Annotated in this window: 11 protein-coding genes; all 11 read right to left on the bottom strand. The window is 40.8% G+C overall.

The genetic code is table 11. The features are described from left to right. Positions 1–107 precede the first annotated feature (107 nt). A complete protein-coding gene (locus tag DCC39_RS01375; RefSeq protein ID WP_116553077.1) occupies positions 108–368 on the bottom strand; it encodes a stage V sporulation protein S in 261 nt (86 codons plus the stop codon). A 191-nt stretch (positions 369–559) separates the two neighbouring features. After that, entirely contained in the window at positions 560–1,354 is a 795-nt protein-coding gene (locus tag DCC39_RS01370) for a TIGR00282 family metallophosphoesterase (RefSeq protein WP_116553076.1), read from the bottom strand. 74 nt (positions 1,355–1,428) lie between these two features. Then, a complete protein-coding gene (gene rny / locus DCC39_RS01365) occupies positions 1,429–2,991 on the bottom strand; it encodes a ribonuclease Y (RefSeq protein WP_116553075.1) in 1,563 nt (520 codons plus the stop codon). A gap of 314 nt (positions 2,992–3,305) precedes the next feature. After that, positions 3,306–4,355 (bottom strand): recombinase RecA, encoded by a 1,050-nt coding sequence (gene recA, locus DCC39_RS01360; RefSeq protein ID WP_116553074.1) that lies wholly within the window; start codon positions 4,353–4,355, stop codon positions 3,306–3,308. A gap of 127 nt (positions 4,356–4,482) precedes the next feature. After that, positions 4,483–6,069 carry a DEAD/DEAH box helicase gene (locus DCC39_RS01355; RefSeq protein WP_116553073.1) on the bottom strand — a complete coding sequence of 529 codons (1,587 nt, stop codon included), beginning with the start codon at positions 6,067–6,069 and terminating at the stop codon, positions 4,483–4,485. Positions 6,070–6,071: 2 nt separating this feature from the next. Then, entirely contained in the window at positions 6,072–7,322 is a 1,251-nt protein-coding gene (locus DCC39_RS01350) for a competence/damage-inducible protein A (protein ID WP_116553072.1), read from the bottom strand. 17 nt (positions 7,323–7,339) lie between these two features. Continuing rightward, positions 7,340–7,918 (bottom strand): CDP-diacylglycerol--glycerol-3-phosphate 3-phosphatidyltransferase, encoded by a 579-nt coding sequence (gene pgsA / locus DCC39_RS01345; protein WP_205948447.1) that lies wholly within the window; start codon positions 7,916–7,918, stop codon positions 7,340–7,342. 108 nt (positions 7,919–8,026) lie between these two features. Beyond that, positions 8,027–8,908, bottom strand: coding sequence for a helix-turn-helix domain-containing protein (locus DCC39_RS01340; protein ID WP_116553070.1), 882 nt, complete (start codon positions 8,906–8,908; stop codon positions 8,027–8,029). 209 nt (positions 8,909–9,117) lie between these two features. Further along, on the bottom strand, positions 9,118–9,837 hold the full coding sequence (gene ymfI, locus DCC39_RS01335; protein ID WP_116553069.1) for an elongation factor P 5-aminopentanone reductase: 720 nt from the start codon (positions 9,835–9,837) through the stop codon (positions 9,118–9,120). Between the two features lie 113 nt (positions 9,838–9,950). After that, entirely contained in the window at positions 9,951–11,237 is a 1,287-nt protein-coding gene (gene yfmH, locus DCC39_RS01330; protein ID WP_116553068.1) for an EF-P 5-aminopentanol modification-associated protein YfmH, read from the bottom strand. Between the two features lie 3 nt (positions 11,238–11,240). Beyond that, positions 11,241–12,524: an EF-P 5-aminopentanol modification-associated protein YfmF gene (gene yfmF, locus DCC39_RS01325; RefSeq protein WP_116553067.1), complete on the bottom strand. Its 1,284-nt coding sequence runs from the start codon at positions 12,522–12,524 to the stop codon at positions 11,241–11,243. Between the last annotated feature and the right edge of the window lie 58 nt (positions 12,525–12,582).

Below are 12,582 nucleotides of genomic sequence, written 5' to 3'. Positions count from 1 at the left end.
TTTTTTTGATACATCGCTGAAAGCTTTCCGGAACCATACGCCTAGCGTATGGTTTTCTTTTCACAAAGAAAAATCTTACCTATTACATGCATAGGTAAGATAAATGTTTATCTCGGTTCAACGATAAGTTTAATGGCTGTCCTCTCTTCTCCATCAATTAAAATGTCAGTGAACGCGGGAATACAAATGAGGTCTACTCCACTTGGTGCTACAAATCCTCTCGCGATTGCGATGGCTTTAATCGCTTGGTTGATTGCACCTGCGCCAATTGCCTGAATCTCAGCGTTGCCTCTTTCTCTTAATACATTCGCTAGTGCGCCAGCTACTGAATTGGGAACGGATTTGGCTGAAACTTTTAATACTTCCATCTCTAGTACCTCCCTTAAAGATTAGCACCTTCTCGATCGCCATAAACGGGGGATAGCAACCCCCATAAATGGAAGCCTCGATTTATAATATTCACGATCTAAACTTGTATTCCTGCATTTTCAAAACTTTTTGTTTATTTTTAATGAAATCCGGTATATACGAATGTCTTTCATGAGGGTGATGTACACCTCTAGTCAAAAAATGGCTTGTCTTCATTGATAAGGATTCTCTCTGTATTCACCGCAAGCCCCGATTTTTTATCAACGGTAATACATATCCCACTTAATTGCGCCCGTCCTGACATGACTTCAAACCGGACAGGAAGGCTTGTTAAAAATCGTTTGATTACCGCTTCTCGCTGCATACCGAGAATGCCGTCATACGGTCCTGTCATTCCAACATCTGTGACGTATGCCGTTCCATTCGGCAAGATACGGTTATCTGCTGTTTGTACGTGCGTATGTGTCCCGACAACAGCTGTCACCTTTCCATCCAAATACCAGCCCATTGCCTCTTTTTCGCTTGTTGCTTCAGCATGAAAATCAACAAAAATGTATGGGGTTATTTTTTTGTATTTTTCAACAAGTTCATCAGCTTTCCTAAAAGGGCAATCAATGGCAGGCAAAAAAGTTCTCCCTTGTAAGTTAATCACTGCGATTTCAAGATGATTTACTTTCATCAATATCGATCCATTGCCAGGTGTCCCTTCCGGAAAATTAGCCGGACGGATCAAAGATTTCGCTTCCCCGATAAACTCAAATATTTCTTTCTGATCCCAAGTGTGGTTGCCCATCGTAACGACATGTGCACCCGCCTGGATAAATTCTTTATAAATTTTATCTGTAATGCCCCGTCCTCCTGCAGCATTTTCTCCATTAATAATTGTTATCGCCGGTTTGTATTTTTTTTGAAGCTTTGGCAAATATTCTTTTAACATTTTTCTTCCGGGCGAGCCGACAACATCACCAATAAATAAAAACTTCATTATAGCAATTCCCTTTCAATTTATAGTATGTAGAAAAAACCATTTATAGCAAAATAAAGTGGTCAATGACCACTTTATTTTGCGTATTCAACTGCCCTTGTCTCTCGAATAACTGTAACCTTAATATGACCAGGGTAGTCGAGTTCTTTTTCGATTTTTTTCGTAATTTCTCTCGCCAAACGATAAGAGGATACGTCATCAATAACATCAGGTCTAACAATGATTCTAATTTCACGACCCGCCTGAATAGCGAATGATTTCTCGACTCCTTCGAAGGACTCTGAAATCTCTTCAAGCTTTTCAAGCCGACGGATGTATGTCTCCAGTGTTTCGCGCCGTGCACCCGGTCTAGCTGCAGAAAGTGCATCAGCTGCCGCAACCAGCGTTGCGATAATAGAAGTAGGCTCTGTATCCCCATGATGGGAAGCAATACTGTTGATGACTACTGGGTGTTCTTTATATTTGGTTGCAAGTTCAACACCGATCTCTACGTGGCTTCCTTCAACCTCATGGTCAATTGCTTTTCCGATATCATGCAATAAGCCGGCTCTCCGGGCGAGCTTTACATCTTCACCAAGCTCCGCTGCCATTAATCCAGCCAAATATGCAACTTCCATCGAGTGCTTCAATACATTTTGACCATAACTGGTTCGATACTTCAATCTTCCGAGTATCTTAATTAAATCTGGATGCAGTCCATGAACACCAACTTCGAAGGTTGCCTGCTCACCATACTCTCTTATATGTTCGTCAACTTCTCTTCTGGATTTCTCAACCATTTCTTCGATACGGGCTGGATGAATCCGTCCATCTTGAACGAGGTTCTCCAACGCAATCCGTGCGATTTCCCGGCGAATTGGGTCAAAACCTGAAAGAATGACTGCTTCCGGGGTATCATCGATGATTAGATCAATGCCAGTCAACGTCTCGAGCGTTCGAATGTTTCTTCCTTCCCGGCCAATAATACGCCCTTTCATTTCATCATTTGGGAGATTCACAACAGAAACTGTTGTTTCTGCAACATGATCAGCCGCACAACGCTGAATTGCAAGCGAGAGAATATTTTTTGCTTTCTTTTCAGCCTCTTCCTTGGCACGAGTTTCCATTTCTTTCATCATGACAGTTGTTTCATGAGCCATTTCCTTTTCGATATCACTTATAATTAATTGTTTCGCATCTTCACGGCTCAATCCAGAAATTCGTTCAAGTTCGGCTTGTTGCTGTTGCAGCAATTCCTCCACTTTGCTTTCAATCTCTTCAATTTGTCGTTGTTTTTTGGTGAGAGATTCCTCGCGTTTATCCAAAGATTCCTCTTTTTTATCTAAAGATTCACCCTTCCTGTCCAGAATCTCTTCTTTCTGAACCAAACGATTCTCTTGCTTTTGTAGTTCATTTCTGCGTTCGCGAATTTCGCGTTCAGCATCCATACGAAGTTTATGGGTTTCATCCTTCGCTTCGAGTAGCGCTTCTTTTTTAGAAGCTTCTGCTTCACGCTTTCCATCTTCAATAATTTGCTGTGCTGCATGCTCTGCACTGGAAATTTTCGCTTCAGCAATCGATTTGCGTCCAAGATATCCAACAACTGCTCCGACACATGCAGAGATAAGCATAGTGGAGATGAGAACGATTAAATCCATACGTTCACCTCCCTTGCTATCTACTTGTTGGTTAAAGGTCGTTCAAAAAGTTCAGCATTCATGCAATGTTCATAGCAAATTAGTTTGACAGCGCCGTTCCTTTTGAACCTGCAATTATTTCATAATTTAAAAATGTCGCACAGCACAATGAATCGTATATGTTTGAATTTCGTTAGAAATCAAGCAAATATACATAATTTTATTTTATAGATGTAAAAATAGCTTGTCAAGATAACGAAACGGAAGTTAGAGATCAGAGGCTAAATTTAGGCTGCGTTGTTTTCACAGAAAAACAGGCGCTGCAAGGCGCCTGTTTACTCTGTTAGCAATGATTCTTGTATTTCCTGTTCTTCGGAAGCATCTGTCGGGCTCTCTGTCGTGTCTAAAGCATAATGTTCACGGATACGGGATTCAATGTCATTTTTGATTGAAGGATTTTCTTTCAAAAATAGTTTGGCATTCTCCCTGCCTTGTCCAAGCCTTTCGCCTCCATAAGAATACCAGGCACCGCTTTTTTGTACGATGTCCAGCTCAGAGCCAATGTCGATGATTTCTCCTTCTTTCGAAATCCCTTCGCCGTACATGATATCCACTTCAGCTTGTTTGAAAGGAGGGGCTACTTTATTTTTTACCACTTTAATTCTTGTGCGGTTTCCTACCATTTCGTTGCCTTGTTTTAACGTCTCAGCTCGCCTTACTTCGAGTCGGACAGATGAGTAGAATTTTAACGCTCTTCCTCCAGGCGTTGTTTCCGGATTGCCAAACATGACCCCTACTTTTTCACGTATTTGGTTAATGAAAACCGCAATTGTTTTCGATTTATTAATCGCTCCGGACAGTTTACGCAGCGCCTGCGACATTAACCGGGCTTGAAGGCCCACATGGGAATCGCCCATTTCTCCTTCAATCTCTGCTTTAGGGACAAGAGCAGCAACCGAATCGATGACGATAATATCAATGGCGCCGCTTCGAACGAGCGCCTCAGCAATTTCCAACGCCTGTTCCCCCGTATCAGGCTGGGAAAGAAGCAATTCATCGATATTCACACCGAGATTTTGCGCGTATACAGGATCGAGCGCGTGCTCGGCGTCAATAAACGCAGCTTGTCCACCATTGCTTTGCACTTCTGCAATTGCATGAAGGGCAACAGTTGTTTTCCCTGATGATTCAGGGCCGTATACTTCAATAACCCTGCCTCTTGGATAGCCTCCGACGCCAAGGGCAATATCTAATGAAAGGGAACCGCTTGAAATCGTTGAAACTCTTTGTTCAGCCTGCTCCCCTAATTTCATAATAGAGCCTTTACCAAATTGTTTTTCAATCTGCTTTAGCGCCATATCTAAAGCAGCTTTGCGTTCACTCATTCACTTCACTCCTTCATGACAAAACAGCCCACCCCCGAGCTGATTCATCAATTTATCTTAATTATACTCTTTTTAAAAAGGATTGCCAATAGTTTCCCGAACATTTATTCGACTACTTTAGACGAAATTAACGTGCGGTTTGAAGTGAACGTTGAGGCGGCTTCGCCGGTTCCAAATGGATGCGCGATCCATTCAAGCCCTCTTGCTTGAGACATTCATAAACGTACGGCGCAACACTAAGAGAGATTTCAAAAAAAGAAAAACGCTCAAAAATATCGATGCGGCCAATATCTCTTTTTGAGATGCTGGCAAGGGTTGAAATTTCATCAACTAGCTTCTTTGGATGGAGATCGACGTTTCTTCCAACATTTAAGAAAAAACGCACCATGCCTTTTTCTCCTCCGGTTTCACCGAATTGGTATTCTTCCGGAATCTGCAAAGTATTCACAGAAAGCAACATAGCCAATAATGAAGAAATGGCTTCCTTGGGAGAATAGCTTGTCAATAGTTGCTCGGAAAGCGATTGAAAAACTTCTTGATTGGAATTGCCAGAGTTGGCAATCTCCTCTTTCAGCCGGTTAAATTTGCGCATGATTAACTCATTGCCGTCTGGAAGTTTTGCTTCAGGAATCTTGCTGTTTATTTTTTCTTCAATCGCATGCAAAAACTTGCCATCTTGCGGAGTAACAAAAGTAAAAGCCATTCCGCTCTTTCCAGCCCTTCCTGTTCTTCCGATGCGATGCACATATTGTTCTGGATCTTCAGGGATATCGTAATTAATCACATGGGTTACATGGGCTACGTCAATGCCTCTCGCAGCAATATCAGTTGCGACAAGAAGATTAATTCGCTTTTTTCTAAAGCCATTCATAACATTTAAACGTTGGGGCTGGGTTAAATCCCCATGAAGCCCTTCAGCCCGGTAGCCTTTTGAATTAAGAGCGTCAACAAGCGTTGATACGCCTTTTTTTGTTTTGCAAAAAATAATGGCAACCTCAATATTTTCGCTGTCAATAATCCTTGAGATGGCTTCAAGCTTGTGCTGCTCAAATGTTCGATAAAAAACTTGTTCAATCGTCGCTGCCGTTTCATTTCCTTTCGTAACGGAAATGATAACTGGCTTATGCATGTAGCGATATGCAAGCTGTTTAATATCCTTTTGCAACGTAGCGGAAAAAAGCATCGTTTGCCTTTCTTTTGGCATTTGATTTAAAATCGCCTCTATATCTTGAATAAAGCCCATATCAAGCATTTCATCAGCTTCATCAAGGATGACCGTTTTAATTTCTTCCGTTTTTAACGTTTTACGCTGCAAATGATCAAGTATTCTTCCCGGTGTGCCGACAATGACTTGTGCACCTTGCTTCAGTTCATTAATTTGGGGGAAAATCGGCTGTCCGCCGTAAATCGCCGCGATTTTGATATTTTTATATTTCGTAATTTTTTTTAGTTCATTCGCCACTTGGATCGCAAGTTCACGGGTCGGCGTCAAAATAATGGATTGCGGGCGCTTTATTGGTGTCATGTTCTCCGCTACAGGTATGCCGAAAGCAGCCGTTTTTCCTGTTCCAGTTTGCGCTTGGCCGATCACATCATGTCCATCTTTTAATACCGGAATTGATTTTTGCTGAATGGGAGTAGGCTCTGAAAAACCTAATTCATCCAACGCTTGCTGTATTGGTCTAGATAGTCCTAATTCTTGAAATGTCTTCAATCTTATTCACCTTTCCTTAAATGCTTCAACAAATAATAAAATCCGTTATATGCGCTTCTGCTTCGAATTGCATCCCTGCTGCCAATTAAATCAAGTGGATAAATGATTGTCTCTTTATTTTTAAATGCAATCCCAATAAAAACAGTACCGACTTCTTTTCCTTCACTTTTTGTTGGTCCGGCAACACCGGTAAAGCTTATCCCGATATCGGCATTGAGAATCTTTCTGACATTCTCCGCCATTGCTTTAGCGCATTCCGAACTGACCGCCCCTTCTTCATCAAGGATTTTTTGGGAAACGTTTAATACTTTGTTCTTCACTTCATTTGTATAGCTGACAATTCCGCCGTTAAAAATCATGCCGGCGCCCGAAACTTGCGTTAGCAATTGGGCAAACAAGCCGCCCGTTAAACTTTCAGCGCAGGCGATCCGGAGGTTCTTCTTCGATAGAAGCTTGGAAACTTCAATCGGTAAAGATGTATTATCATAACCGTAGAAATATCTTCCTACACGATCCAAAATGGTTTTTTCCATTTCATCAAGCAGTTTTTCGGATTCTTGTTCTGTCTTGCTTTTGGCAGTAAGCCTTAACGTTACTTCCCCGTCCCCCGCCAGTGGTGCAATGCTTGGGTTCGTTTGGCTGACAATTAAATCCTCGATATCTGCTTCAAGCTGCGCTTCACCGATACCATAAAACCTGAGAACTCTTGATAAAATAAAATTCGAAATGATGCCTTGCTCGTGCAAAAATGGGCGGACCTCATCCAAAAACATAGGTTGAAGTTCTTTTGGCGGGCCTGGAAGAAGAATATATATTTTGCCTTCATGCGAATAGGCCATTCCTGGGGCCATTCCTGTTTTATTTTCAAGCACATAAGAATCTTTTATGACAAGCGCCTGCTTGCGGTTGTTTTCTGTCATGGCACGGTTTACAGTTTTGAAATACGCTTCGATGCGATTCATAGCTTCCTGGTTATAAACAAGTTTTGTGTTGAGCAATTCAGCAAGTACGTCCTTTGTTAGATCGTCTTTTGTAGGCCCCAGTCCTCCGGTAAGTATAATCAAATCTGAACGTTCTTGGGCTTGGATAATTATTTTCTTTAATCGTTCCGGGTTATCGCCAACTCCTGTATGATAATAAACATTTATTCCCAGTATCGCAAGCTCTTTTGAAAGAAATTGGGCATTCGTATTACAGATTTGCCCTAATAACAATTCTGAACCAACAGAAATAATTTCGGCGTTTACCTCCAATAGCGGAACCTCCTTGTTTACTTAGAACTTAAAATAATTTCTCTGTTTTTCCAAAAATAATCAATGCCAGATAAAATGGTTAAAATGAATGCCGCCCATAACATGAGCTCGCCAAAAGGGAACGAAACGGCTGAGAAAGGAATGTTGTATAAGAGCAATGCAGCAATGGCAATAATTTGAAAAGTTGTTTTCCATTTCGCAATATTGCTTGCAGCGATAACTTTTCCTTCCCCCGCAGCGATCAAACGAATGCCGGTCACAGCAAATTCTCTGCTTAAAATAATGATGACAATCCAGGCAGGAGCAAATTGCAGCTGCACTAAGGATACAAGGGCGGCTGTTACCAATAGTTTGTCTGCTAGCGGATCAAGAAATTTCCCCAGGTTTGTTACAAGATTATATTTTCTAGCTAAATACCCATCAACCCAATCAGTTGCTGAAGCAAAAATAAAAATAAGGGCGCCAATCAAATGGCTGATAGGTATTGTTTGCTTAAAAAGCGTCCATTCTCCTATTGGAAGCGGGGCAAGCATAAAAATCATAAAGATTGGGATGAGGATTACCCTTGATAATGTAATTTTATTTGGCAAATTCAAAACCATTACCCCCATAATCGTTAAAACGTTATTTCCCTATGAAAGTTAAATCGAATTCAGGTGAAAAAAGGCCATCTTCACCATCAACAGACGACCTTAATCGTTAGCTTATTTTTGCAAGTGAATTTTCACAGTTTGAGCCGCGATGCCGGAAGGCAGCTCAATTTGTTCCCCATTCACTTCCATCTTCATATTTGAAGTATTGCCAATCCGAATTCGGACATCGGACACCTTACTGAAATCAAATGTTTTTTCCTGGCCATTCGAAAACCCTTGATTTATAACTGTTTTTCCGCTTCCATCCTGGATTTTCAACCATGAGTCCCCTGTAAACGAAAAGGCAACATGAAATTGATCCGTTTCTGACAAAATGAAATTCGAAGTATCACCGCTCGTGCTGGCGAGTTCAATTTTTCCATCGCCCGATGGTGCATGTGTTTCTTCCCCGTCGTCATCTTGTTTATTCTCATTGCTTTCCTTATCAACGGATTTCTCATCAACGGATTTCTCGGTTTCTCGTTCAGTTAGTGCATTTTCATTTTGCTTGACTTCAACACCTTGTTCATCTTCCCGAATGTTATCTTTTCCTGCATCGTTATTTTTATTAATGCTTACCATCCAAATCACGGCAAAGATGCCGATTATGATTAAAAAAATTAAGATGCCGGACAAAGCAGACAAAAATTTACCGCTGGGTGGAGAAGGTATAGAAGCTCTCGATCTTCTAGGCGGAAACGATTCAACGGTTTGAGGAAGTTTTGGAAGTTCATGGCCATATTCTTCTAATAAGACATCATAGTTTAAGCCAACCGCTTCAGCATAACTTTTCACGAATGCTTTTGTGTAGAATGAACCGGGAAGTTTATCAAACTCTCCTTCCTCAATCGATTCCAAATAGCGTTTTTGAATCTTCGTCAGTTCCTGCACTTCTTCAAGTGACATTTTCTTGTTGATTCGAGCTTGCTTAAGCTGTTCTCCCAATTCAGACATTGATAACACCTGCCACTCTATAAAATCACATTGATGCGTTAACAATAACACACTTAAATTTAATAATAAATGAAAACTCGGCAAATGCCGAGCCTTTTCGTTAATTTTTCAAAAGATAAGCAGAAATTATAAATTTGCTTTTTCGCGAATTTAAACCAATCCGGCCTCCGACTTCTGACCTCCTAAGAAAGAACGCGATCGCGTTATTCTTAATACCATGCGCCATTTATAGATATGATTTGGCCGTTAATGTAGGCAGATCGTTTAGATAGCAAAAAGTCAACTAAATGAGCGACTTCAGAAGGTTCTCCCAGTCTCCCCATTGGAATGGCCTCTTCAAGTTCACTTATTTCCGCTTTTGACAAATGACTAAGCATGTTTGTTGCGATTGCACCTGGCGCAATCCCATTCACTCGAATCCCACTCGGCGCAACTTCCTTAGCCAAGGCTTTTACAAACGTGTTAAGCCCACCTTTTACCATAGAGTACAACACTTCACAAGAAGCGCCTGTGATCCCCCATATCGAAGAAATGACGATTATATTACCGCTTTTTTTTCTTATCATGCTCGGCAATAGGTATTTCGTTAGTAAAAATGGCGACGTGATTTGCAGCTGGACCATTTCGAATACTTCATTGTCTTCCATATCCGTCATTAAACCGAAAAAGCTATTTCCGCTATTATGGATGACAGTATCGATCTCATGGACGATCTCCGGCAGCATCTCTTTTACAGCTTCTTTCTTTGATAAATCAGCCCTTAGCAAATGGATCGGGAGATCAAACTGTTTTAGCTGTGTTTTAAGCGCTTCAATTTCATCTTGATTCTTATGATAGTGTAAATATAGCCCATACCCTCGTTCAGCAAGCCGGTATGCGGCAGCTTTGCCGATGCCGCCGCTGGCTCCTGTTAATAATGCGTATTTCACGTTTGTTCCCCCGTTTGCGCAGGATCATATTTTATGAATCAATACTCGTCGGGGCGATGTTGCATAAAGAACCTCGCCCCTAGGGTGTTTTACAATTTCTACAATGGCTGCCTTTAAGTTTTCGGAACGATTTGGCAAACGGTAAATGCATCCTCAACAAAATGCTGCTGAAGTACTTCTTCTATATCCTCCATTGTGAGGCTTTCAAGAACTTTTGTCGTATCGAACAAATTCATGCCGTTAAATTGGTATCTTGTATACTCATTCGCGATATATTCGAGCGAGTTAAACGAACGCAAGATTGACCCAATTTTCTTTTTCTTTATGCGTAAAAAATCTTCTTCGTTCAGTGGATGGGTACGGAATTGGTTCACCATGTCAAACAGTTTATGAGCCAATTCTTTCGGTTTGTCAGTGTTGCTGCCGATGACCGAGAATCCAAAGCTTTCTTCCTCTGAATAATCGTAAAAAAAGCTTTGATCAATGAGCCCCTCATCATACAGCGTTTCATAGTTGTTTGAGCTTTGGCCGAACATTAGATCCATTAAAACATTCATCGCAAGTTCATGCTTTAAAAGCTCATTACCTTGCCTTCCAACTTGCTGCTCTTTAAAGCCGACAATGCATTTTGGCGTATTAATATGCATCGGGATTATTTTTTCTTTTTCGGCAACGTGCTTTGGCTCTTCATCGAAAAAACGCTTTAATTCCGTCTCTTGCTTGAACGTCTTGTTTGCTTGATTTTCTTCAATCAATGCCATAATTTCATTAGGATTGACCGGTCCAATAATAAACAGCAGCATGTTGCTTGGATGATAAAACGTCTCATAGCACTCATAAAGCAAGTCCTTTGTAATATGCGAAATCGATTCAACCGTTCCCGCAATGTCAATTTTCACCGGATGGTTATGATACATATTTTCGATGACGCCGTAATAGGCACGCCAGTCTGGGTTATCATCGTACATGCGGATTTCTTGGCCGATAATCCCTTTTTCTTTTTCTACTGTTTGTTCGGTAAAGTAAGGGCTCTGAACAAAATCCAGCAATGTAATTAGATTTTTCTTCACATCTTGTGTCGTTGAAAATAAATAGGCTGTACGTGTAAAGGAAGTAAATGCATTCGCTGATGCTCCTTGTTTGCTGAAATCATGAAAAACGTCGCCGTCTTCTTTTTCAAAAAGTTTATGTTCGAGAAAATGGGCAATGCCGTCAGGCACCCGAACCTTTTCTTTTTTGCCTTTTGGCGTAAACTGGTTATCGATTGAACCATATTTCGTTGTAAAAGTAGCATATGTTTTGTTAAATCCTTGCTTAGGCAAAATGACGACATGCAGGCCATTGGGCAGTTTCTGTTCGTAAACTGTTTCTCCGACATGATTAAAAGTAATTTGCTTCACGGTTTACGCCCCCTCTCCTTTTAAAAAATAAATCGTATCCATTTCAATTTTATTCGCGACCCTGGTGACTTCATCGCGAGTGACACGGTCAATCGCTTGCAGCCATTCATCAATCGTAAACGTAACGTTGGCGATGACTTGATGGTATAGCAGTTCAACGATTCCCCTCGGATCGTCCAATGTTTCCAAAATGGAGTTCTTTAGCATAATTTTTGTTTGGTCGAATTCCAATTCACTAAAATCACCGTTTTTCATTTTATCCAGCTGTTCTTTTATAATGCTAACCGTTTTTTCGTAGTTATTCGAATCAATGCCGGACATAACAATCATCATGCCAATATGGCTTTCAATTGCCGATGATGCATAGTAAGCGAGGCTTTCTTTTTCCCTTACATTGATAAATAATTTCGAATGGGAAAACCCGCCAAAAATTCCGTTAAACACTTGCAGAGCAGAATAGTCCTCATTTGAAAACGTAATATTTGTCCGAAAGCCAATATTAAGCTTACCTTGATTGATTTCTTGCTCTTCGATTTTCTCCTTTACGTGTTGAGGCTTTTTATGCTGTACAGACGAAGCTCGCTTTACATTTTTTCTATCGGATGGAAAAGTGAAAAAACGATCGGCTGCCTGTTCAACTTGTTCTGGATCAATGTCGCCAACAACATAAAGATCGATGTCGTCTTCGCGAAGAGCTTGCTCATAATACTTAAAAAGGTTACCCCCATTAATCGCATCGACTTTTTCCAGACTTCCGTACACGTGTTGGCTGTAAGGTTCATTTTCAAACATTTCCTGGATTAATCGCATATTGGCATAGCGCATTTTATCATCATAAAGCGCCTCGATTTTTTGTTTTAGTGACCGTTTTTCTTTTTGGACAATCTTTTCATCAAATGTTTTATTTTTGCCATCCTTAGGATGGAATAAAATATCTGATAAAAGCCGGGCTGCCTCTTCAAAAATTCCGGTTTCCTTGAACAAATAACGTTGATGTGCAATATCTAATCGAAAGGTGATGATATGATTTTCACCTTTTTTTGATAAATCACACGTTAATGTGGCCCCATATAGTTCCTCAAGGCGAGCTCTTATTTCTTTGGATGAAGTCAAGTTTTCCGTCGCACTTTGGAGAACATATGGCAAGAGCGCTCTCTTTGTTAGGTCCTCTCCTGTCAACTGTTTTTTCATTTGAAGGATGATTGAAATGGTTTTAAATTTATTCGTCTTGATTGTATGCAAGCGGTACTGATGTTTATCAGATGTACGTTCATCAACTAGCGCCATGGGCACTTCTCCTTTCTATATGCACTCATATTTAGTCTATCCATCTTCTCACAAGCCT

It is taken from the genome of Pueribacillus theae (genome assembly GCF_003097615.1).
Lineage (GTDB): Bacteria > Bacillota > Bacilli > Bacillales > UBA6769 > Pueribacillus > Pueribacillus theae.
Note: the sequence above shows the minus strand (reverse complement) of the source record. Positions and strands in the feature narration are given on the sequence as shown.